This is a genomic window from Desulfovibrio sp. (assembly GCF_018379785.1).
Classification (GTDB): Bacteria; Desulfobacterota; Desulfovibrionia; order Desulfovibrionales; family Desulfovibrionaceae; genus Desulfovibrio.
The window spans coordinates 17,614-40,402 of the sequence record NZ_JAGZUV010000008.1; the positions used below are offsets into that span (position 1 = coordinate 17,614).

Genomic DNA, 22,789 nt, shown 5'->3' on the forward strand with positions numbered 1-22,789 from the left:
TGCTACAGGCGGCGTGTCCCGGACAGCCCCTGAGGAGGTTTTGCCATGAGTCAGATTATGGAAGATATGAAAGGCCAGGGACACGACGAGCACGACGGCGATTTGATCCAGCTGGTCACTTTCCGCATCGGCGAAGAGGAATTCGGCGTGGATATCCTGGCCGTCCAGGAAATCATCCGCCTGATGCAGATCACCATGGTGCCCCGCGCTCCGGCCTTTATTGAGGGCGTCATCAACCTGCGCGGCAAGGTCATTCCGGTCATCAGCATGCGCACGCGCTTCAACATGCCCGTCCTTGAGCACGACAGCAACACCCGCATCGTGGTCATGGAACTGGGGCAGAAAATCGTGGGTTTCCTGGTGGACGGCGTTTCCGAGGTGCTGCGCATTCCGGCGGGCACGGTGGAGGACCCGCCGCCGGTGGTGGCGGGCATCGGTTCCGAATACATCCGGGGCATCGGCAAGTTGGACGACCGTCTGCTCATTCTGCTGGATCTGGACAATCTGCTCAACGATATTGACCTCAGCGGGTCGTAGGGATCCGGCCGCGTTTGCGGCCGGGCTTGATGCCCCGCGCCGGAGCATGGTGGTTTAACGCCCCGGTGATGGATTTCGGGGGGCTTGTCATGATGAGGTATTTCAAACCCTGCGGGCACGGAGGCGTAAAACCTCCGTACCCGCAGGGCAGGAGAAAACAACGGGCGGAGAACAGAATGACCCTGTCCCGGGCGGGGAATTCTTGACTGCCGCCCTGAAATATGTTGCCCTCTCCACAGGTGCCTAAGAACACCTTTCCGTAGACGGTTTCCCACCCCGACAGCTTGTGGGTTTTCTTGCGTCTTGCCTCCGGCGGGGCGCGCCTTCCCGCATTATCGTTCCGGGTGTGGGTGAAATACAAGACCGGCTTGCCGGGAAATAGTCCGCTGCTCTACGGCAGTTCTTAGCACCCGGAGCTTTTCATTCTGAAGGCTCCAATAAGAAAACCGTAGAGGTGCCTGATGTCCGATCCTTCTCTGGACGCTCAGCGTTCACAGCCCCGCCCCATCCCGCCCGCCGCTTCTCCAGATTTTTCCCATTGCGCCGCATTGGCCGAAACGCTGCAACAGACGGCGCGGGCCTTGCTGGCCTTCGCGGCCGGAAAAGAGCCGGAACCGGCGGAATGCGCCGTGCCGGATGCTTCTCCCGTCAATCCCGGCGGCCCGGCCAAAGAGGTGCCGCATGAGTTGCGCTGCTACCGCGTGCCGTCGTATATGCTGAAATATGAAGAGGACGTGCTTGACGCGCACAGGGCAAAGGATCTGTCCGGACTGCTCGGCAAGGTGTATGACGATCTCTATGTCACGGCATATCTCATGGAACATTTCGGCGAGGCGGAAGATCTCGACGGCTTCACCATCCACGTGATCGGCAGCAGCCTGCAATCTTCGCTGCATGTGCTGAGCAAGGTCTGCTCCGTGTTCGCGGATTTCAGGCCCGCGAATCCGCCGGAAACAGCCCCGGCGCTGTAAGAGGGAAAATGGACCGGGGCGGTGGCCGTTGCCGCCGCCGTCCCGCCCCGGCGCTTGCTCCGGGCGGCGATAGAGGGTATTGCAAAAGTTCTCCGGGCGCATGCCGCGTCCGGAGAACTTTTGCAATCTTGCGGAGGGGCTCATGTCCTTGCGTCTTTCGCGTTCCATTGTGGGTGAAGCCGAGGCCCGCGCCGTCAGCCGGGTAATTCTGGAAGACGGCTATCTGGGCATAGGCAATGAGACCCGTTTGTTTGAAGAGGAGCTGGCCGCGTATCTGGGCGTGACCCCGCAGCAGGTCATCACCACGAACACGGGCACGGCGGCCCTGCATCTGGCCGTGGACGCCGTGGCTTCCCAGTGCCGCGCCACGGACGGCAAGGCCGAGGTGCTGGTGCCCTCGCTGACCTTTGTGGCTTCCTTCCAGGCAGTCACGGCGGCGGGCTGCGTGCCCGTGGCCTGCGACGTGCTGCCAGAAACCGGCACTCTGGATCTTCGCGACGCGGAAAAACGCCTCACCTCCCGCACCATCGCCGTCATGCCCGTGGACTACGCCAGCAACCCCTGGCATCTGGACGAGGTCTACGACTTTGCCCGGCGCAAGGGGCTGCGGGTGGTGGAGGACGCGGCCCATGCCTTCGGCTGCCGCCATCACGGGCGCAGGATCGGCTCGTTCGGGGACATGGTCTGCTTCAGCTTTGACGGCATCAAAAACATCACCTCCGGCGAGGGCGGCTGCCTGGTGGCCTTTGACGCCGAGGCCGCGCGCCTGGCTTCGGACGCGCGCCTGCTTTCGGTGGAAAACGACGCCCAGAAGCGCTTTGCCGGTATCCGCTCCTGGGATCCGGACGTCAAACGCCAGGGCTGGCGCTACCACATGAGCAATCTCATGGCCGCCATCGGCAGGGTGCAGCTTTCCCGCCTGGACAGCGAATTTATCCCGGTCCGGCGCGCATTGGCCGCCGTCTACGCCGAGCGCCTGGCGGGCCTGCCGGGTCTGGCCCTGCTGCACACCGACCCGGAAGACTTCATTGTGCCGCACATTATGCCCGTGCGCATCCTGAACGGCCGCAAGGACGCGGTCAAGGAGGCCCTGGCCCGGGAGGGCATTCCCACGGGCGTGCATTACAAGCCCAACCATCTGCTGAGCTTTTTCGGCGGCGGGGCCGTGCGCCTGCCGGTCACCGAACAATTGTACGCGGAACTGGTGACCCTGCCCCTGCATCCGGGTCTGAGCCGGGAAGATGTGGAAAACGTCTGCGCGGCCCTGGCCCGCGCCGCAGCGGCCTGAGGGCGCGCCGCCGTCTCACAGGAGTTTGCCATGCCGTCCCGTCCCGCGCCTCTGCTGGCCCTGGTGGTTCCCTGCTATAATGAGGAGGAAACCCTCCCGCGCACGCTGAACGCCCTGGCCGAGTTGCTGGAGCGCTGCAAGGCCGGGGGCCTGATCCGGCCTGAAAGCTACGCCCTGTATGTGGACGACGGCAGCCGCGACCGCACCTGGCAAGTGCTGGAAGAACGCCATCGGCACGATCCCTTCTGCCGGGGCATCAGCTTCGCGGCCAACGCCGGACACCAGAACGCGGTCTGGGCCGGTATGGACACGGCCCGCCAGTGGGGCGCGGACTGCATTATCAGCCTGGACGCCGATCTTCAGGACGACATCGGGGTCATCCCGGAAATGCTGGCCCGCTATGCCGAAGGCTGCGACATTGTGTACGGCGTGCGCAAAGACCGCAGTTCCGACACCTCCTTCAAGCGGGGCACCGCGCATTTCTTCTACCGCTTCATGAACTGGCTGAACGTGCGCCTGATCCCGGACCATGCGGATTATCGCCTGGTGGCCCGGCCCGTGCTGGAGGTTCTGCCGTCCTACGGGGAGCAGACCCTGTTTCTGCGCGGGCTTTTTCCCGGTCTGGGCTTCAAGAGCGGCAAGGTCTACTACGCGCGCCTGTCGCGCCAGGCCGGAGAGAGCAAGTACCCTCTGCTGAAAATGCTTTCCTTCGCCTGGAAGGGTATCACCTCCTGCAGCGCCGCGCCCCTGCGCCTGGCGGGCCTCATGAGCCTGCTCTGCATGCTGGCGGCCCTGGCCTACAGCCTGGTTTCGCTGTTCCAGTACATGGAAGGCGCGGTTATCCCGGGCTGGACCTCGCTGATCATCGTGGTTCTGCTGCTGGGCTCGGTGCAGTTGTTCTGCCTCTCCGTCATGGGCGAGTATATCGCCAAGATTTTCACGGAAGTGCGGCGTCGGCCCCGCTATATTGTGGAGAAAACATTGTGACCGGCTTTGTGCCCACCTGGGAGGATCTGCGGCGCTTCGTGCAAAGCCTGCTGGCCCGGCGCTGGATACGCTTCGGCCTGGTGGGCGGCCTGGCGACCCTCTGCTACGCCCTGCTGGGCCTGCTGTTCGTGAACGTCTGGGCTTTGCCCCTGCTGGCGGGCAACGGTCTGGCCTATCTGATCAGCTTTTTTGTCTCCTATCTGGGCCAGAGCCTCTGGACCTTTCAGGCCAGGGGCGGCCACCGGGCCATGCTGCCGCGCTTCGCCGCCACCCAGGCCGTGGGCCTGGGGCTCAACTCCTGCATTGTCTGGCTGCTCGTCCGCCTGGGCCTGGCCTATGAGTTTGCCATGCCCGTGGCCGTGGTGCTGGTTCCGGTCTTTGTCTACCTGCTCTGCAAATACTGGGTCTTCCGCCGAACGCGGGAGCTGGCCGGACCCGCCGCAACAACTCCGGAGGCAAAGAAACCGTGAGCGCTCCCGCCGTATCCGTGATCATGAACTGCCTGAACAGCGCCCGCGATCTGCGCGCGGCCCTGGACAGCCTCATGGCCCAGACCTTTGAGGATTTTGAAGTCATCTTCTGGGACAACGGCTCCACGGACGACAGTCCGGCCATTGCCCAAAGCTACGGCCCCAAGCTGCGCTATTTTCGCGGCGAGGCCACAGTGCCCCTGGGCGCGGCGCGCAACCTGGCCCTGATGCGGGCGCGCGGCCGCTACCTGGCCTTTCTGGATTGCGACGATCTCTGGCGGCCGCGCAAGCTGGAAGCGCAGGTGGCCCTGTTCGAGGCCGATCCCCGGGTGGGCCTGGTCTGCACGGATACGGAGATTTTTGACGGCAAACGCGAGCTCAAGCGCCTTTTTGCCGAGGCCCGGCCTGTGCGCGGCATGGTTTTCGGCGAACTCATGGAACGGCAGTGGATTTCCATGTCCTCGGCCGTGATCCGGCGCGAAGCCCTGGCCGGTCTGGCCGCTGACCCCGGCGCGTGGGACGGCGGCTGGTTTGACGAAAGCCTCAATGTCTGCGAGGAGGCCGACGTCTTTTACCGCATCGCCCATGACTGGAAGCTGGATTTCGTGGACGAGCCCCTGACCCTCTGGCGGGTGCACGGGGCCAACACCACCTTCCGCAAGTTCGGCCAATTCGCGGACGAAACCCTGCGCATTCTGGACAAACACCGCCGTCTCTATCCCGGCTATGACGCGGAGCACGCCGGTCTGGTGGCCCTGTTGACCCGGCGGGCGGCTTTTCAGAAGGCCGTGGCCCTCTGGCGCGAGGGGCGCAATGCCGAGGCCCGCGCCTGCATCGCGACCTGGCGGAACAGTTCGCGCAAATATCGTCTGTTCTGGTGGGTCAGTTTTCTGCCCGGCTCTCTTTTCGACCTGGCGGCACGGGTTTATTTCGCCCTGCCCGCCGGTCTGCGGCGCTGAAGGCGCCTTGCGCCTTTCCGTGTTCCGCGCGTTTTGGCCGAACCTCTTTTTTGCGTAATATCGCTTCCTTATTTAATATGGTGGGATAAATCTGTTGATTTATCCCACCGTTAGGATAGGGTTGAAACAGTGGGACGGCTGTACGGTTCCATCGTGCGGCGGCTTGCCTGACAAGCCGGTTTTGACCCCGTGCCGCACGATATTGAGCATTCCGGCTTTGAAATGCTGCCCAGAGACAAAAAGAGCGCGGCCATGAACGCCATTCGCCGATTCTGCCTTTTCTGCGGAATATGCATGGGGATCGTTACGATCTTCCTGCTGACCTGTGGACGGAATGCTCCGGCCCGGTCCCTGGAGCTTGTAAAGTTCACGCCGTTCATGGAATCCGGCGTTTTCCGCGCTCTCCCCGCCTTTTCCGTTTCCTTTCGGCAGCCGGAAAACAAACAGCGCCACCGCTCCGCATCAGACGGCCCGGAACCGGGATCGCCCGCCCGTGTTGCCGCCCGGCTTGTTTTTCCGTCCCGCGTTCTCGCGCGGGTCGCTTTTCCCCGCACCAAGGAACATATCCCCGGTCCCCGTGAAATCCGGGGTATGTTGCCCTTTCCCCTTGCCCCTCCCGTCAGTCTTTCCTGAACCGGCTTTCTCCATAACCCGCGGAACAGTGTGACTTTTACGTTGATCTGTTCCGGCGGCCCCGCACGCGATTGCAGTCTTCAGCCGTGGTCGGCGATGTTGACTTTGTCCGTATGGCTCATACGTTCGCCTGCGGCCGAAGCCCCCGCGCCGCGACGGATCAATGCGAAGCTGATCCAGTGAATATATTGCGGAAGATGTTCCGGGGCCTTTGTGCAAACCGGATCATCTTTCGCATGGGTTCTGTTCAAACAAGAGATGGACAACATGTAACCGTTGAAGGAGCAAATATGGCCTGGACACAAATTTACAACCCCGCCGGGAGCGCGCTTCTTTCCGCGCTGCTGGCCGGTATTCCTCTTTTTGCCCTTTTTTACATGCTGGCGGTGCGTCGCGCCAAGGGGCATTATGCCGCGGCCACGGCCGTGATCCTTTCTTTTTTGCTGGCGGTTCTGGTCTGGGGCATGCCCGTGGGCACGGCCTTCAGTTCCCTGATCTACGGCGCGGCTTTCGGCCTCTTCCCCATCATCTGGATAGTGATCACCGCGGTCTGGGTCTACAACATGACCGTGGAATCGGGAGAATTCGAGCATATCAAGCAATCCCTGGCCCGTCTTACCGACGACCGGCGCTTGCAGGCCATTTTCATCGCTTTTGCCTTTGGTTCCTTCATTGAAGGCACGGCGGGCTTCGGCACGCCCGTGGCCATCACCGCCGCCATGCTGGTGGGCCTGGGCTTCCAGCCCCTGTACGCGGCGGGTATCTGCCTCATCGCCAATACCGCGCCCGTGGCCTTCGGCGCCATCGGCGTGCCCGTCATCGTGGCCGGACAGGTTTCAGGCTTCTCGGATCTGACCATCAGCCAGATCGTCGGCAGACAGCTGCCTTTCCTTTCCGTCATCGTGCCGCTCTGGCTCTGCGTGGTCATGTGCGGCTTCCGGCGCGCCATGGAAGTGCTGCCCGCCATTGCCGTGGCCGGTGTCAGCTTCGCCGCCTCGCAGTTCCTCTTCTCCAACTTCCATGGCCCGACCCTGCCCGACATCATGTCGGCGCTCATCACCATCGTGGCCCTGGTCCTGCTGCTGCGGGTCTGGAAGCCCGCCCGGATCTGGCGGTTCGCGGGCGAATCCGCCTCCGTGCTGGAAGGGGCCCCGCCGTCGGCCGGTGTTGTGCTGCGGGCCTGGGGACCGTACATCATTCTGGCCGTCATGGTCTTTCTGTGGGGCCTGCCGCAGTTCAAGAACCTGCTGAACGCCATCCCCGGCGCGGTGATCACCTTCGCCTGGCCCGGCCTGGACGGCATGGTGCACAAGGCGGCGCCCATTCTGGCCGCGGGCAAGGATCCCAATTATGCGGCCATGTTCACCTTCAACTGGCTTTCGGCGGGCGGTACGGCCATTCTGCTGGCCGGTTTCTTCTCCGTGCCCTTCATGCCCGGCTATTCCTTCGGCAAGGCCGTGGCCTGCTTCGGCCGCACGGCCGTGCAACTGCGCTTCCCCATTCTGACCATCGCCATGATTCTGGGCTTGGCCTACCTTATGAACTATTCGGGCATGAGCTCTACCCTGGGCATTGCCTTTACCCTGACCGGCTCGCTCTTCCCGCTCTTCTCGCCGCTTCTGGGCTGGCTGGGCGTATTCCTGACCGGTTCGGACACCTCTTCCAACGCGCTCTTCTGCGGCATGCAGCGTTCCACGGCAGAAGTGGTGGGCATGGACCCGCAGCTGGCCGTGGCGGCCAACTCCTCGGGCGGCGTCACGGGCAAGATGATTTCGCCCCAGTCCATCAGCGTGGCCACGGCGGCCACCAATCTGGTGGGACAGGAGGGGAACCTTTTCCGTTTCACTCTCGGCCACAGCGTCGCCATGACCCTGTTCATCTGCGTCCTGACGTACTTGCAGTCCGGGGTGCTGCACTGGATGCTGCCCTGACCTGCTGATACAACTATAAAAGAAGAGCGCCGTTCCTGGGGAGCGGCGCTCTTCTTTTGCCATCCGGACGAAAACTCCCCGCTTAACTGTTTTTCAGCTCCTGGATCAGGCGGGTCAGGCCCTGGGCCTGGCTTGCCAGCTCCTCAACGGCCTTGGCCGCTTCGGTCATGACGACGGCGGTTTCCCTGGCCCTGTCGTTGACCATGACGATGGACTGGTTGATTTCCTGACTGGTAGCGGACTGTTCCTCGCTGGCCGTGGCAATGGCATTGACCTGGTCGGCCGTGGCTTCCACGGTGGCCACGATTTCCTGCAGGGCCATGCCCGAATCGTTGGCCAGACCCGTGGCCTGTCCGATCTGTTCCACGGCGCCGTCCACGGCCTCCATGCTCTTGGCCGTGCTTTCCTGGATGGCCCTGATGGCGTTGCTCACGTCGTTGGTGGATGCCATGGTTTTTTCGGCCAGCTTGCGCACTTCGTCGGCCACCACGGCGAAACCGCGCCCGGCTTCGCCCGCGCGGGCCGCTTCAATGGCCGCGTTCAGGGCCAGCAGATTGGTCTGGTCCGCAATATCCGAGATGACGTTCATGATCTGGGTAATGGCTTGAGCGTGTTCACTGAGCTGGGCCATGTCGTCCTTGATCGTGATGGACATCCGGTGCACTTCTTCAATGCTCCGCACGGCCTTTTCCACAATGCCCGCGCCGGCTTCGGCTTTTTCCCTGGTTTCCGCCGAAGCGGAGGAGGCCGCATTGGCGTTGCGGGCCACATCCTGGACGGTGGCGTCCATTTCGTTCATGGCCGTGGCCGCTTCGGAGAGACGCTCGGCGGCTTCCGCCGCACCCTTGTCGGCCTGTTCGATCTGGGCCGAAAGCTGGGTGGATGCCGAGGAAAGCACATTGCCCATGGCTTCCAGTTTGTCTGCGGCCGTCAGCATGGCCTCGGTTTTGGCCTGAGCGCTTTTGCCCGCGGCCTCGGCCTGCCGCATGGCCGCCTGGGCATTGCGCGACTGTTCTTCGGCTTCGCGGGATTTCTGCTCGGCTTCGCCGATTTTTTCGTTCAGCGCGTCCACCATACTGTCCAGGGCCACGGCGAGTTGGCCGATTTCATCCTTTCTGTCCAGGCGCAACCGCTGGTCCAACTGCCCGGCGGCCACGGCGCGGGCAAAGCCCAAGGCCCGGCCCACCGGAACCGTGATGCCGCGGGTGAGCGCAAGGCCGATCAGCAGGCCCATGATCAGAGCCGCGGCGCTGACCGCATAAATCAGCGTAATGGCATCGCGGACTTCATCATCGGTGGTGCCGATGGCCGAGGTTTGCAATCTGTCGCCGGCTCCGGCGATGCCTTGGGCGGCGCGGATGCCTTCGTCGCAGGCCTGGTTGCGTTGCATGTTAAGTTTGTCGATGCGTTCCCAGATTTGCAGCGTTTTGGCCTGGGCGTCCCGGTATTCCTCAATATGGCCGCGCAGGGCATTCAGGAGCTCTCGCAGGTCGGCGTGCCTGATCCGGGGCAGCAGTTCGTCCACTTGCGTGAGCAGTGCGGGGAAGAGGACCGGCAGATTGTCCTTGGAGTAATCCCGATTGTTTTCCGCCAGGCTGCGCAGCATCCGGATACGCAGATAGTTGATGGCGTCCATGATGCGCTGGCCGTCCTGGACCAGCGGCAGGGCTCTGGCGGCTTCCGCGCTGTCCTGGTCCGCCACGAACTGGTTGAGCACCGTGTTCATCCGCTGAACATAGTCCTGCGTTTCGTTCAACAGCTTCGCGCCGGTTTCATTCATATGATTGCGCAGGGTCACCAGCTCGTCCTGGGCCGCATGCGTTTCCAACAGCGTTTTTTTCAGGCTTTCGAAGGCCGTTCGTCCGGCAGCGGTTTTGCCCGTATCGGGGATGACGGGATTGGCCTTGAGGTGTGCCGCCAGTTTGGTCAGGCTCTGGTCGGTCTGTTCAAGCAGGCGCCGCACGTTGTCCCAGGCTTCGGCCTTGCCGTTCTGGTAGGCGAGCATTTGGCCGGGAATGGCGGTCACCTGCTGATCCAGGCTGTTGGCAAGTTGCTGCAAGGGCGCGAACGCCATTTTGATATTGGTGGTTTCTTCGTCCACGGTTTTCATGACGCTCAGCGACACGGCGCTGATGACCGCGGCCAGCAACAGCATAAGACCGATGCCCGCGGCCATTTTTTGCCAGATTTTCAGATTTTTCATATGACCCGCCCTTTGCCTCCTCCAGAGGTCTTCGTACGTTTCACTACAGAAACGGTGTTGACCGTCGCGCCCCGGCTGTCGTTTTTCAGTGGCTTTGTCGTGGCGTAGCGGATGATGCCTTATGAAAGTGGAAGATACTCTCATTTTCGGCTGGAGGAAGAAAAAAATTAGGGGAAAAGGCCCTTTTTCAGCCTTGAAGGGAATGAAAAATATAGTTGAAGATATCAGAATCCATATAATTATATAATTCGTATGTTGATATTTATATCAACTCTATAGCACAAGAATTTTTTTTTAAAATCTCTCTCTCTCTCTCTCTCTCTCTCTCTCTGGGGAAAATACAGCAAAATTTTATGAAATTCGCAGTGTATGATTATGAGAAACATTCATTATCGAAAATGATAATCCATGCTATAGGGTCAATGCTGTTTATAAAAAAGTGTTTCGCCGCTGAAAGAAAGGGCAGCCTCCAGGGAGACTGCCTCAGTATGGAAAAATGCCTGCGCCTGGTTTCTTTTTCAGAGCCCGTGGCGCACGGCTGAACTACTCGTCGCCCACCTTGAGGGCCGCCAGAAAGGCTTCCTGCGGCAATTCCACATTGCCCATGCGCTTCATGCGCTTTTTGCCTTCCTTCTGTTTTTCCAGCAGCTTGCGTTTGCGGGTGATGTCGCCGCCGTAGCATTTGGCGGTCACGTCCTTGCGGAAGGCCGAAACCGTTTCGCGGGCGATGATCTTCTGGCCGATGGCCGCCTGAATCGCCACCTGGAAGAGTTGGCGCGGAATGGTGCGCTTGAGTTTGAGGGCCAGGGAACGGCCATAGGTATAGGCTTTGTCCCGGTGCACGATGACGGCCAGGGCGTCCACGGGCTCACTGTTCAGCAGAATGTCCAGACGCACCAGATCCGAGGCCCGGTAGTCGATGGGCTGATAGTCCATGGAGGCATAGCCGCGCGTGGCGGATTTGAGACGGTCGAAAAAGTCGTAGACGATTTCGGCAAAGGGCATCTCATAGGTCACCACCACCCGGTTGGCGGCCAGATAGTGCAGGTTTTTCTGCGTGCCGCGTTTTTCCTCGCAGAGCTTCATGACGTTGCCCACGTATTCATTGGGCACATGGATGTCCATGCTCACATAGGGCTCGTACAGGGCGCGGGTCTTGGTCGGGTCCGGCAAATGGCTGGGGTTGTCGATTTCCAGGGTTTTGCCGTCCACGGTGTCCACTTTGTAGACCACAGAGGGTGCCGTGGCGATGAGGCCTACCTCGAATTCGCGTTCCAGGCGCTCCTGAATGATCTCCATGTGCAGCAGACCCAGGAAGCCGCAGCGGAAGCCGAAGCCCAGGGCCTGGGAGGTTTCCGGCTCAAAGCTGAAAGCCGCGTCGTTGAGCTGGAGTTTTTCCAGCGCGGCCTTGAGGTTTTCATAGTCGTCGGATTCCGTGGGGTAAAGCCCGCAGAAGACCATGGGCTTCACTTCCTTGAAACCGGGCACGGGGTCGGCGGCCGGATTGTCGGCCAGAGTGATGGTGTCGCCCACGCGGGCGTCGCCCAGTTCCTTGATGGAGCCGCACAGAAAGCCCACTTCACCGGCGGTCAGCTCGCGCACATCCGCAGCCTCGGGCGAGAAGACGCCCAGACGCAGCACCTCGTATTCCTTGCCGGTGCTCATGAGCCGAATGGTGTCGCCCAGGCGCACCGCGCCGTCCACCACCCGGAAGAGCGTCACCACGCCCTGGTAGCTGTCGTACCAGGAGTCGAAAATCAGGGCCTTGAGCGGCGCGTCCGGGTTGCCCCTGGGAGCGGGCAGGCGCTTCACAATGGCTTCCAGCACCGCGTCCACGCCCATGCCTGTTTTGGCCGACACGGGCAGGGCCTCGGAGCAGTCCAGGCCGATGCTTTCTTCGATTTCAGCCTTGACCCGCTCAACTTCGGCGCTGGGCAGGTCGATCTTGTTCAGCACCGGGATGATTTCGTGGTCGTGGTCCAGAGCCAGGTAGACGTTGGCCAGGGTCTGGGCCTCCACGCCCTGGGTGGCGTCCACCACCAGCAGCGCACCCTCGCAGGCGGCCAGTGAGCGCGAAACCTCATAGTTGAAGTCCACGTGGCCGGGCGTGTCGATGAGATTGAGCTCATACTCCTTGCCGTCGGCCGCCACATAGGGAATGCGCACGGTCTGGGCCTTGATGGTGATGCCGCGCTCCCGCTCCAGATCCATTCTGTCCAGATACTGCTGCCGGGCCTCGCGTGCGCTGACCACCTGCGTGAGTTCCAGAATGCGGTCGGCCAGGGTGGATTTGCCGTGGTCAATATGGGCGATGATGCAAAAATTGCGGATGCGATCCTGTGTGGGCATAGTTTGTCCTGCAAGGGCTGGGAGTATGAAAACAGATTATTTTAGGCGAAAAGTTCCGCGAAGTCCACGTCCGGCGCGGCGCTTGGAGAGCGGCATTTTTCGGGCTTGTACTGTTGCGGGTCTGTGGCGTGACGGGTAAGCGATACCCGTTCAAGCGCAACATGCTGCAAAAAGAAGAGCCGAAGGCAATGCCTCCGGCTCTTCATGCATCCAATCGCAGTGTATGTCAGCGCAGTTGCGCCACATGCAGGCGCGTGACCGCGCGTTGCAGGGCGGCCTCGGCCCGCGTCTGGTCCAGGTTGTCGTCGTGCGCGGACAGGCGTTTTTCGGCCCGTTCCTTGGCGGCCTGAGCCCTGGCGGTGTCAATGTCCGTGGCCAGCTCCGCGGATTCGGCAAGCACGCTCAGCACGTTATTGTTCACGTCGGCAAAGCCGCCGGAAATGAAGACGTTCTCATCCTTGCCGTTGACCCGATAGCGCAGATCGCCGATTTTCAGGGCCGAGAGCATGGAGACGTGCTGCGGCAGCACCCCGAATTCGCCTTCCACCCCGGGGCAGACAGCCATTTCCACCTCGGCGCTGACCACGGTTTTGTCCGGCGTCACCACTTCCAGTTGCAGCGTGCCCATAGTCACTCCTTACGCTCCTGATGTCCCGATACCGGACATGCAAACCATTTTACACCGGCACGTCCTGAAAATTTCCAGGTGCGCTCACAAAGATACATTCTGTTCCCTTGGCCGCGCCCGGCTCCGGACGCGGCTCAAGGGGCAAAAGGCGCGTTTTGCGGGCGCCCCTTAGTTTTCCTCTTGCAGCTTGCGCTGCTCATACTTGGCCACGGCCTGCTCGATACCGCCGAGCATGTAGAAGTCGCCTTCGGCCAGGTGGTCATACTCGCCGTCCAGGATGCCCTTGAAGCCCTTGATGGTGTCTTCCAGCTTCACATACTGGCCGGGGGTGCCCGTGAAGGTCTCGGCCACGTGGAAGGGCTGGGAGAGGAAGCGCTGGATGCGCCGGGCGCGGGCCACGGTGAGCTTGTCCTCGTCCGAGAGTTCGTCCATGCCCAGGATGGCGATGATGTCCTGCAGTTCCTTATACTTCTGCAGCACCATCTGCACCCGCCGGGCCACGCTGTAATGCTCCTCGCCCACCACATTGGGGTCGAGGATGCGCGAGGTGGAGTCCAGCGGGTCCACGGCCGGATAGATGCCCAGTTCCGCGATCTGGCGGGAAAGCACCAGGGTGCCGTCCAGATGCGAGAAGGTCGTGGCCGGGGCGGGGTCGGTCAAGTCGTCGGCGGGCACGTACACGGCCTGCACCGAGGTGATCGAACCCGAGTTGGTGGAGGTGATGCGTTCCTGCAGAGCGCCCAGGTCCGTACCGAGAGTGGGCTGATAGCCCACGGCCGACGGCATGCGGCCCAGCAGGGCGGACACTTCCGAACCCGCCTGGGTGAAGCGGAAGATATTGTCGATGAACAGCAACACGTCCTGATGCTCTTCGTCACGGAAGTATTCGGCGCAGGCCAGAGCCGTGAGGGCCACGCGCGCGCGCGCTCCCGGAGGCTCGTTCATCTGGCCGTAGACAAGCGTGGCGCGTTCCAGAACGCCTGCTTCCTTGAGTTCGTTGTACAGGTCGTTGCCCTCACGGGTGCGCTCGCCCACACCGGCGAACACCGAGGAGCCGCCGTGCTGTTTGGCGATGTTGTTGATCATCTCCATGAGGATAACGGTCTTGCCCACGCCGGCGCCGCCGAAGAGGCCCATCTTGCCGCCCTTGGGGAAGGGAACGAGCAGATCAACGACCTTGATGCCGGTTTCCAGCAGTTCCACCTTGGTGTTCTGGTCCGTGAACCCGGGCGCGGGACGGTGGATGGGGTAGTACTTTTCGGCATTGACCGGGCCCAGTTCGTCCACCGGGCGGCCGATGACGTTGAGGATGCGGCCCACTGCGGCTTTGCCCACGGGCACCATGATGGGCTGGCCCGTGTCCACCACGTCCATGCCGCGCACCAGACCTTCGGTGGCGTCCATGGCGATGGTGCGCACGACGTTGTCGCCCAGGTGCTGCGCCACTTCACAGATCAGATCCGGAGCGTCGCTGTTGTTCGGGTTTTTTATCTCCAGGGCGGTGAAGATATCCGGCAGGTTGCCGTCGCTGAACTCAACGTCCACCACGGCGCCGATAACCTGAACGACTTTACCGATGTTTTTGCTCATGTTTGGGCTCCTTAACCGTTCAGCGCTTCCGCGCCGCCGACGATGTCGATGAGTTCGCTGGTAATGGAAGCCTGCCGCGTCTTGTTGTAGAGCAGGGTCAGCATGTTGATCATCTCGTTGCAGTTGCGCGTGGCGTTGTCCATGGCGGCCATGCGGGCGGCGTGCTCGCTGGCCGAGGTGTCCAGAAGGCCACGATAGACCTGCACTTTGACGTAGCGCGGCAGAAGTTCCGCCAGCAGCTTTTCCTCATGCGGCTCGTACACATACTCGCAACGGGCCTCACCGGCTTCCTCGGCGATTTCCTCGGCCTCCGGCGTTTTTAACGGCAGCAGGCAGAGTGTGCGCGGCGGCTGGTGCCCCATGGACACGAACTCGCCGTACACCAGCCAGACTTCGTCAAAGGCCAGGGTTTCATAGCCGTGGATGACTTCCTGGGCCACGGTGCTGGCCAGGGCGAAGTCAATGCTGCCCATGCGGTCGCCATAGGAGGAGAGCATGGCGTAATCGCTTTTGCGTACCGTGTCGCGGCCCTTGCGGCCCACGCAGGCGAAACTGACCTGCATGCCGGCCGCTGTTTTCTCCTTGGCGAGCTTCAGGGCGGCACTGATGATGTTGCCGTTGAAGCTGCCGCACAGGCCGCGATCCGAGGTGACCATGACGATGGCGCAGTTTTTCTTTTCCTCATGCTCGGCCAGCAGGGGGTGGGCGTTGCCCTCCACCTTGCGCGACAGTTCGCCGAGCACCTGGCGGTATTTGGCCGCGTAGGGTCTGAAGCGCTCGATACGGGCCTGGGCGCCGCGCAGTTTGGCCGAGGCCACCATATTCATGGCCTTGGTGATCTGCTTGGTCTTGCCGACCCCTACGATCTTCATTTTTACGTCTTTGAGTGAAGGCATGCTAGGTCTCCCGTTTGGCGGCCTCAGGCCTGCCAGCCCTGCTTGAAGGCGGCAACGGCTTCGGTGAGCGCGCTTTCCACAGCCTCGTCAATGACTTTTTTGTCTTTAATGGCGTCCAGCACGTCCTTCCTGGTGTCGCGCAGGAAGGTCAGCATCTCGGTTTCAAAGCGGCGGACCTGATCCACCGGCACGTCGTCCATGTGGCCGCGTGTGGCGGCCCAGATGGAAGCCACCTGTTCCTGGGCGGGCATGGGCTGGTACTGGGGCTGTTTGAGCAGCTCCACCAGACGCGCGCCGCGGTCCAGCTTGGCTTTGGTGCCTTTGTCCAGATCCGAGCCGAACTGGGCGAAAGCCGCCAGCTCGCGGTACTGGGCGAGGTCCAGGCGCATGGTGCCCGCCACCTGCTTCATGGCCTTGATCTGAGCCGCGCCGCCCACGCGGGACACGGAAAGCCCCACGTTGATGGCCGGGCGCACACCGGCGTTGAACAGGTTCGGCTCCAGATAAACCTGACCGTCGGTGATGGAGATCACGTTGGTCGGAATGTAGGCGGAGACGTCGCCGGCCTGGGTTTCAATGATCGGCAGAGCCGTCAGGGAACCGGCGCCCAGGCTGTCGTTGACCTTGGCCGCGCGTTCCAACAGGCGCGAGTGCAGGTAGAAGACGTCGCCGGGGAAAGCTTCACGTCCGGGCGGGCGGCGGAGCAGCAGGGACATCTGGCGGTAAGCCACGGCCTGCTTGGAAAGGTCGTCGTAAATAATCAGGGCGTGCTTGCCGCTGTCGCGGTAGTATTCGGCCATGGTGCAGCCGGTATAGGCCGCGATGTACTGCAGCGGCGCCGGGTCGGAGGCCGTGGCCGAAATGATGGTGGTGTACTCCAGCGCGCCGTACTTGCGCAACGTATCGGCCACCAGCGCCACCGAAGCCTTTTTCTGACCGATGGCCACGTAGAAGCAGTGGATGTCGGTCTCTTTCTGGGCCAGGATGGCGTCGAGACACACGGCGGTTTTGCCGGTCTGGCGGTCGCCGATGATCAGCTCGCGCTGGCCGCGCCCGATGGGCGTCATGGCGTCGATGGCTTTCAGACCCGTGGGCATGGGCTCATGCACGCTTTTGCGGGCGATGATGCCGGGGGCCTTGATTTCCACGGGACGCACTTCCGTGGCTTCGATGGGTCCGAGACCGTCGATGGGCTCACCCAGGGGGTTGAGCACACGGCCCATGACCTTGTCGCCCACGGGCACGGAGAAGATCTTGCCGGTACGCTTGACCGGGTCGCCTTCTTTGATGCCCACGTCCGAACCGAGCAGAGCGACACCCACGTTGTCCTCTTCGAGGTTGAGCACCATGCCCATGACGCCGCCGGGGAATTCCAGCAGTTCCATGGACATGGCGTTCTGCACGCCGTGGACGCGGGCGATGCCGTCACCGACGTAGAGGACGGTGCCGGTTTCGCTCATTTCCACGCGCTGCTCGTAGTTTTGGATTTGATCCTCAATGATCTTGCTTATCTCTTCCGCTTTGATCTGCATGTGCTATTCACCCCTCTTGAAAGTCTCCCGCAGGATCCCCAATTGTGCGCGCAGACTTGCGTCCAGCACCCGATCTCCCATGTTGAGCACCATACCCCCAAGGATGTCTTTGTCCACGGCGAAGGTCAGCTCGATGTCGGCGCCGCTTTTTTCCCGCAGCGCGGCCTTGAGCTCAGCCTGTTTGGCGGCGGAAAGTTTCACGGCGGTGGTCAGCCGTCCGCGGATCACGCCTTTGGCCTCGTCCAGCAGTTTGCCGTACCAGTTGGCGATCTCGCGCAGGAAGGCCAGACGTTCTTTGTCTGCCAACAGGAAACAGAAGTTGCGCATGATCTGGTCGGCTTTGAGCTTGTCCAGCAGTTTGCCCATGACCGCCTTTTTCTCTTCCACGCTGATGACAGGACTTTTCAGTGTCATGTCCAGTCCCGGCGCGGCGGCGATCATTCCACCCAGGGTCGCGAGGCAATCCCCGTGCCGGGTGAGGGCGTCGTCCCCTTCCTTACGGCTCAACGCAAAGATGGCGTTGGCGTATCTGCGTGCAACCACGGTGTCAGTCAATGGAGCACCACCTTGTTAAGGGAGTTGGCGATAAGTTTGTCGTGTTCGCCGTCGCCCAGCTTGTCGCGCAGGGCCTTTTCAGCCGCGCCCACGATTTCGTCGGCAAGGGCGGCGCGCACTTCAGCCAGCACGGAGCGCCCTTCGTTCTCTGCGGTGAGGCGGGCCTGTTCCACGATCTGCTCGGCCTGACGGCGCGCCTCTTCCATGATGCCCTGTTTGAGATTTTCGGCCTGGACCCGGCTTTCTTCCAGAATGGCCTTGCGTTCCTCATCCAGGCGGGCAATGCGCGCTTCCACGGCGGCCAGATGCTCTCTGGCCTTGGCGCGGCGCTCTTCCAGGTCGTCCAGGGTGTCCCGGATCAACTGGCGGCGGCCCTTGAAGAACTTTTTGGCCAGCCCGCCCACGAAATACCAGAGGATGCCCGCGAAGATCACGAAGTTGAGCACGCGCCAGCCGAAATCGCCCCAGCGCGGCGCCGCGTGCCCGGCTTCAGCGGCGGCTGCTTGCGTGGCGACCACGGCAAAGGCCAGCGCCAGCGGCAGGACAAGCCCGAAGTGTTTCCATTTGCTCAAAACACACCCCCTAACGGTCTGAGAAATGATCCAAAGCATGCCCGTGCGCCGGGCGCGACAGCCGGGCAACCCCGCGAAAGGGCGCCGGCGGGCCGCAGTGAAAAACCGGGATCAGCCCTTGATCAGGCGGTCGGCCAGGCGAGCGGAAAAGTCGCTCACCTGATTGCGCAACTCGCTCAGCGTGGCCTCGGCCTGGCCCCGCAGACTGCGGCGGGTGTCGGCCAGGATGTCGCGGGCGCTCTTCTGGGCCGTGCCCACGATGCCCTGCTGTTCCGCCAGGCCCGCGTTGCGGCCTTCTTCACGGGTGAGACCGGCGTCCTGACGGGCGCGGGCCAGTTCGGCTTCGTAGTTGGCGAGGCGTTCGGCGGCCTGAGACTCAAAGTTGTCGGCTTCGCCGGCCAGGTCGTCCATGACGCCGTTGCGCTTTTTGATTATTTCGCGGATGGGTCGGATCAGGAGGATGTTGAGTACAAAGATGGCGATAAAGAAGTTCACCAGCTGAAAGACCAGGGTGATATTGAGATCCAGCATGCCGCATCCTCCCTAAAAAATGGCGGTGTGAAGGATTTGATACATAAAGCCCTTGCACCATAGCGCCACAGCCCTGTTATGTCAAAGGGTATTGGTGACAAATTTCGCAAAGTTCACAAAAAAGTTTGTCCGGAAAAGTGGAAAAAAATCTTAAAAGTGGCGCGGAGCAAGTTGTTGCGGGCAGTGAGGCAAAAAAGGGCGAGCGGGCCTTTCAGGAGAGCCACCAGTCCTCGGGGCCGTACCCGGCCTCCGACAGCCAGCGGGCCGCCTCTTCGGCCGAGCCGTGGGCCGTGAGCGCGTTGAGGATGCGGCAGCGTCCCGGTCCGGGCAGGGCCGCGCGGGGCAATACGGCTATGCCGCCCGGGCGGTTGCCGATTTTGCGGGGGTCAATGTCGATATAGGCCGCGGGACGCACGCCGTGTCGCCAGAGCGGGGCCAGCCGCCGTCGGGACACGCGCCCGGCGCCCAGCACCCAGACCTCGGGATGGAAAGGGTTGCTGCGGGCCAGTTCGCGGGCCAGCCAGAAGGCGCGCAGCTCATTGCAGGCCGCTTCGCGGTAGCGGGCGTCGGCGCGGGTGGCGCGTCCGGGCGGGTCGTTCCAGGTCAGGAGGCGCAGCGGCAGCTTTTCCAGGCGCGCGCCCGCGTCCAGCCAGCGCAGCCAGAGCTCCCAGTCCTCGGCAAAATCGCCGTCCGCGTAGCTTCCCCAGCGTTCCACCGCCTCGCGCCGGAACATGACCGAGGGATGGCAGACCGGCGTATCCCGAAAGCGGCTGCGGGCGATGTCCTCCGGTGAGCACAGGCTGTTCTGCCAGTCCACGAAATGGGCGAAGCCGCCGGCCCGGACCGCGTCGCCGCCGAAATCCACCATACCGGCTGAAAGGTGCAGGCCGGGATCAGCGTCCAGATGCGCAACCTGCCGGGCCAGACGCTCCGGGTGGGCAATGTCGTCGGCGTCCATGCGGGCCAGATAACGGCCTCGCGCCGCCGCCAGCCCGGCATTGAGCGTTGCGGCGATGCCCTGATGGGGACGGCGGAGCACGCGCAGCCGGGGCTCTCGCCGGGCGGCGGCATCCAGCAGGGCGGGGCTGCGGTCCGTGGAACCGTCGTCCACGGCCAGCACTTCAAAGGGCGGCAGAGGCGCGTCCGGCGCGGGACGCTGGGCCCAAAGGCTGTACAATGCCGCCTCCAGGCCGGAAGCGGCGTTGTACACAGGCAGGATGACGGAGACTAACGGCGCGGCGGCGCTGGACATGCGGCGGCCGCCCTCAGTTTCGGCCCAGCAGGCGCAAAGCGGCGGCGCAGACGTCGGCCGGTGCCGCCGTGGCATCCAGGATATGGTGGGCGGCGTCCTCATAGAGAGAACGGCGCTCGTCCAGAACTTTTTGCATTTCTTCGGCGATGCCCAGCCCGGTCAGGGAAGGGCGCTGCCCGGCCAGGGGGTCGCGGGCCAGGCGCCGGGCCAGGGCCTCCGCGGGGGCGGCCAGATAGAAAACCGTACCCTGGGCACGCATGAAGCGACGGTTTTCCGGATCCAGAACCATGCCGCCGCCCGTGGCGATGACCGCGCCGCCCCGGGCGTGCAGGGCGGCCACTTCACGCAGGGCCGCGCTTTCGCGGACCCGGAAGCCCGGCCAGCCCTCGGCGGACACCACTTCGGCCACGGAGCGGCCCAGGCGTTCGCGCAAATGCCGGTCCGTGTCCACAAAAGCACAATCGAGCAACCGGGCCAGCTCCAGGCCCACCGTGGTTTTGCCCGCCGCGCGGGCTCCCACCAGAAAAATCGCCGCCATGCGGGCTCCTTTGCTCCGAAACCTTCAGGGGCGCACCCCCGAGCGTCTCGTCATGACTGACGGGATGCGTTACAAAATCCGCACGCCGCCTTCCTCCACCAGGACAGTGTATTCCCAGCGCACGCCGCCCCAGGCGGAATAATACAGGCCCGGCTCCACCGTGACCACCATGCCGGGCTCCAGCACCCCCTCGGCGCGCGGGGACAGGCTGGGGGCCTCGTGGGTTTCCAGGCCCACGCCGTGGCCCAGGCCGTGGGTGAACGCTTCCGCGACCCCGGCTTTTTCAAAAACCGCGCGGGCCAGGGCATAGGCTTCGCGCAGGGGCAGGCCGGGCCGCATTTTTTCCAGGGCCGCTTCCTGGGCCTCGCGCACCAGGGCCAGGGTACGCCTGAACTCCGGCGCGGGCGCGTCGCCCGCCCAGAAAGTGCGGGTCTGGTCCGAGCAATACCCGTCTACCCGGCACCCCACGTCGATGAGCACCGGGCAGTTCTCCGTGACCGCGTCCTCGCCGGGGATGGCGTGGGGCAGGGCCGCATTGCGGCCCACAGCCACAATATTGGCAAAGGCCAGTTCCCCGGCCCCGTTCTCGCGGAAAAAGCGCTCAATGGCCCAACTCAGTTCTTTTTCGGTCCTGCCCGGTTCCAGCTGACCTTCCACCCATTGCAAGAGCTTGTGGTTGAGGGCGAAGGAACGCTCCAGCGCCGCGATTTCGCAGGGTTCCTTGATCCGGCGCAAGTGCTCCACCAGGCCGTCGGCGGCTTCAAACCGGGGGCCGGGCCCGGCCTGGTCCAGTGCCCGGGCAAAGGCCAGACTGACGCCCCGCGCCTCCAGGCCCACGCGTCCGCCGCAGCGCCGCAGGAGGTTATGCAGGTCTTTGGCGGCGTCGCCGCCGTAGATAAAGATGCGTTCCTGATCCCAGAGCCGCGCCGCCGCGTCCAGATAGCGGGCGTCGGTAGCCAGCCAGTCCCGGCCGTCGGCCGTGACGACCAGCCGGCCCGCGCTTTCATTGCACTGCGGATCGTGCAGTTCAAAACCTGAAAGATAAAAACGGTTGGCCGCCTGGCTGACCAGCAGGGCGTCCAGGCCTCTGGCGCGCATGGCCCGGCGCAGACGGTCGCGGCGGGCGGCGTATATGGCTTGCATGGCGTATCTCCTGTTCCTGATGGGGAACGGGGTCATGCTACAGCGTCGGGCCGCGCATGAAAAGCCCCGCGTCGGGATCCGACCAGGGCAATCGCATGAACAGGATGAGTATTGTTGTGTCCGGAGCGAAAGAGAAGAGTCCGCTTGCGTCAGCCTTCCTGTCACGTTACGGTTATTTCACAAACTCCGGCCTGCCCGCACGACAAAACCGCCAATTTTGCAAAATTCCCGTAAAACCGGTCCCCGCTCTCCTGCCGACTGTGTCGGCTGCGTTCGCGGAAACAAGGAAGGCCTGCTGTAAGGATATCCGACGGCTGAAACATTCATTTGATTGTCTTGGGAGGCAGCGCGGCCTTGGTTGACCGTCCCGGCAAGTGGGTTTATAGAACAGAACATGTCCCAGCCGCGCTCTTCATTGCTCACGGTGCTGGATCTGGTGCCCTTCGGCCAGACCGGCCAGGAAAGCCGCTTTTTCGCCCTGCGTCTGACCCATCCCGAATGGGAGCAGTGGCGTCCCGGCCAGTTCGTCATGGTCCGGCCCGCCTCGTTCGGCCTGGAAATTCCCTGGGCCCGTCCCCTGGGCATCTGCCACATGACCGCCCGCCACATGATCTGTTTTTTTCAGGTTCAGGGGCGCGGCACCCGGCGCATGGCCGAACTCAAGGCCGGCGACACGGTGCGGGTCTGGGGGCCCCTGGGCAACAGCTTCGCCGTGGAGCCGGACACGCCCACCCTGCTTCTGGCCGGGGGCATGGGCATTGTGCCTTTTGTGGGCTACGTCAACGAGCACCCCAAGCCCTGGAACGTGACCATGCTCTTCGGCCACCGCGAGCCCATCAGCTGCTATCCGGTGGACAGCATCAACGAGCATGTGCCTCTGGACAGCCTGCGCGAGCACACGCCCGGCGATCTGGACAATTTCATTTTTTCCCTGCAGGAGCGCATGCGCGAATACGCCGAACAGAACGGCCTTGTGCTGGCCTGCGGGCCCCTGCCGTTTTTGCGCACCGTGCAGAAATTCGCCGGGGAACTGGGCGTGCGCGCCCAGCTCTCGCTGGAAAATCGCATGGGCTGCGGCGTGGGCGCCTGCCTCGGCTGCGTGGTCCGCACCACGGATGCCTGGCCGGTGCCCGCCAAGCGCGGCGGCCTGATTCAGGTGTGCAATCAGGGGCCGGTGTTCTGGTCCCATCACATCGAATTGTAGGCGCAACTGCCTTTTGCCCG

At 62.8% G+C, this 22,789-nt stretch carries 21 protein-coding genes; 8 read left to right on the forward strand and 13 right to left on the reverse strand.

The features are described 5' to 3' along the window. Positions 1–45 precede the first annotated feature (45 nt). The 6 genes from KH208_RS02670 to KH208_RS02695 all read left to right on the forward strand — a co-directional run bounded on the left by KH208_RS02670 (position 46) and on the right by KH208_RS02695 (position 5,212). On the forward strand, positions 46–537 hold the full coding sequence (locus KH208_RS02670; RefSeq protein ID WP_291433604.1) for a chemotaxis protein CheW: 492 nt from the start codon (positions 46–48) through the stop codon (positions 535–537). 461 nt (positions 538–998) lie between these two features. Beyond that, positions 999–1,508, forward strand: a complete 510-nt coding sequence (locus KH208_RS02675; RefSeq protein WP_291433606.1) for a hypothetical protein — start codon at positions 999–1,001, stop codon at positions 1,506–1,508. 142 nt (positions 1,509–1,650) lie between these two features. Next, entirely contained in the window at positions 1,651–2,796 is a 1,146-nt protein-coding gene (locus KH208_RS02680) for a DegT/DnrJ/EryC1/StrS aminotransferase family protein (RefSeq protein ID WP_291433608.1), read from the forward strand. 30 nt (positions 2,797–2,826) lie between these two features. Then, entirely contained in the window at positions 2,827–3,783 is a 957-nt protein-coding gene (locus KH208_RS02685; RefSeq protein WP_291433609.1) for a glycosyltransferase family 2 protein, read from the forward strand. Further along, positions 3,780–4,253 carry a GtrA family protein gene (locus tag KH208_RS02690; RefSeq protein ID WP_291433610.1) on the forward strand — a complete coding sequence of 158 codons (474 nt, stop codon included), beginning with the start codon at positions 3,780–3,782 and terminating at the stop codon, positions 4,251–4,253. The genes KH208_RS02685 and KH208_RS02690 overlap by 4 nt, the downstream gene beginning before the upstream one ends. Beyond that, complete coding sequence (locus KH208_RS02695; protein WP_291433612.1) at positions 4,250–5,212, forward strand: glycosyltransferase; 963 nt, start codon at positions 4,250–4,252, stop codon at positions 5,210–5,212. Before KH208_RS02690 ends, KH208_RS02695 begins: the two co-directional genes overlap by 4 nt. A 99-nt stretch (positions 5,213–5,311) precedes the next feature. On the opposite strand, the gene KH208_RS02700 is transcribed toward KH208_RS02695, so the two are convergent. After that, on the reverse strand, positions 5,312–5,665 hold the full coding sequence (locus KH208_RS02700; RefSeq protein ID WP_291433614.1) for a hypothetical protein: 354 nt from the start codon (positions 5,663–5,665) through the stop codon (positions 5,312–5,314). Positions 5,666–6,135: 470 nt separating this feature from the next. On the opposite strand from KH208_RS02700, the gene KH208_RS02705 reads away from it, so the two are divergent. After that, positions 6,136–7,776 (forward strand): L-lactate permease, encoded by a 1,641-nt coding sequence (locus tag KH208_RS02705; protein ID WP_291433616.1) that lies wholly within the window; start codon positions 6,136–6,138, stop codon positions 7,774–7,776. An 82-nt stretch (positions 7,777–7,858) separates the two neighbouring features. Here the strand turns inward: KH208_RS02705 and KH208_RS02710 are convergent, their stop codons facing one another. The 12 genes from KH208_RS02710 to KH208_RS02765 form a co-directional block, all read right to left on the reverse strand. Next, entirely contained in the window at positions 7,859–9,979 is a 2,121-nt protein-coding gene (locus KH208_RS02710) for a methyl-accepting chemotaxis protein (protein WP_291433618.1), read from the reverse strand. Between the two features lie 543 nt (positions 9,980–10,522). Continuing rightward, positions 10,523–12,328 carry a translation elongation factor 4 gene (gene lepA / locus KH208_RS02715; protein ID WP_291433620.1) on the reverse strand — a complete coding sequence of 602 codons (1,806 nt, stop codon included), beginning with the start codon at positions 12,326–12,328 and terminating at the stop codon, positions 10,523–10,525. Positions 12,329–12,554: 226 nt separating this feature from the next. Continuing rightward, positions 12,555–12,956, reverse strand: coding sequence for a F0F1 ATP synthase subunit epsilon (locus KH208_RS02720; protein WP_291433621.1), 402 nt, complete (start codon positions 12,954–12,956; stop codon positions 12,555–12,557). A gap of 168 nt (positions 12,957–13,124) precedes the next feature. After that, positions 13,125–14,546 carry a F0F1 ATP synthase subunit beta gene (gene atpD / locus KH208_RS02725; RefSeq protein WP_008682594.1) on the reverse strand — a complete coding sequence of 474 codons (1,422 nt, stop codon included), beginning with the start codon at positions 14,544–14,546 and terminating at the stop codon, positions 13,125–13,127. A gap of 11 nt (positions 14,547–14,557) precedes the next feature. After that, complete coding sequence (locus KH208_RS02730; protein ID WP_291433622.1) at positions 14,558–15,442, reverse strand: F0F1 ATP synthase subunit gamma; 885 nt, start codon at positions 15,440–15,442, stop codon at positions 14,558–14,560. Positions 15,443–15,465: 23 nt separating this feature from the next. Then, positions 15,466–16,974: a F0F1 ATP synthase subunit alpha gene (gene atpA, locus KH208_RS02735; protein WP_291433623.1), complete on the reverse strand. Its 1,509-nt coding sequence runs from the start codon at positions 16,972–16,974 to the stop codon at positions 15,466–15,468. 3 nt (positions 16,975–16,977) lie between these two features. Beyond that, positions 16,978–17,529: an ATP synthase F1 subunit delta gene (gene atpH / locus KH208_RS02740; protein WP_291433625.1), complete on the reverse strand. Its 552-nt coding sequence runs from the start codon at positions 17,527–17,529 to the stop codon at positions 16,978–16,980. Further along, the gene (locus KH208_RS02745) at positions 17,526–18,101 is read right to left on the reverse strand and encodes an ATP synthase F0 subunit B (RefSeq protein ID WP_291433627.1); all 576 of its coding nucleotides are present in this window, start codon (positions 18,099–18,101) and stop codon (positions 17,526–17,528) included. The genes atpH and KH208_RS02745 overlap by 4 nt, the downstream gene beginning before the upstream one ends. 111 nt (positions 18,102–18,212) lie before the next feature. After that, positions 18,213–18,632, reverse strand: coding sequence for an ATP synthase F0 subunit B (locus tag KH208_RS02750; protein ID WP_291433630.1), 420 nt, complete (start codon positions 18,630–18,632; stop codon positions 18,213–18,215). A gap of 211 nt (positions 18,633–18,843) precedes the next feature. Next, positions 18,844–19,884, reverse strand: a complete 1,041-nt coding sequence (locus KH208_RS02755; RefSeq protein WP_291433632.1) for a glycosyltransferase — start codon at positions 19,882–19,884, stop codon at positions 18,844–18,846. A gap of 13 nt (positions 19,885–19,897) precedes the next feature. After that, positions 19,898–20,422 (reverse strand): shikimate kinase AroL, encoded by a 525-nt coding sequence (aroL, locus tag KH208_RS02760; RefSeq protein WP_291433634.1) that lies wholly within the window; start codon positions 20,420–20,422, stop codon positions 19,898–19,900. Positions 20,423–20,491: 69 nt separating this feature from the next. After that, positions 20,492–21,565, reverse strand: a complete 1,074-nt coding sequence (locus tag KH208_RS02765) for an aminopeptidase P family protein (RefSeq protein WP_291433636.1) — start codon at positions 21,563–21,565, stop codon at positions 20,492–20,494. Between the two features lie 394 nt (positions 21,566–21,959). Between KH208_RS02765 and KH208_RS02770 the strand changes: the two genes are divergently transcribed. After that, on the forward strand, positions 21,960–22,769 hold the full coding sequence (locus KH208_RS02770) for a dihydroorotate dehydrogenase electron transfer subunit (protein ID WP_291433638.1): 810 nt from the start codon (positions 21,960–21,962) through the stop codon (positions 22,767–22,769). Positions 22,770–22,789: the final 20 nt, after the last annotated feature.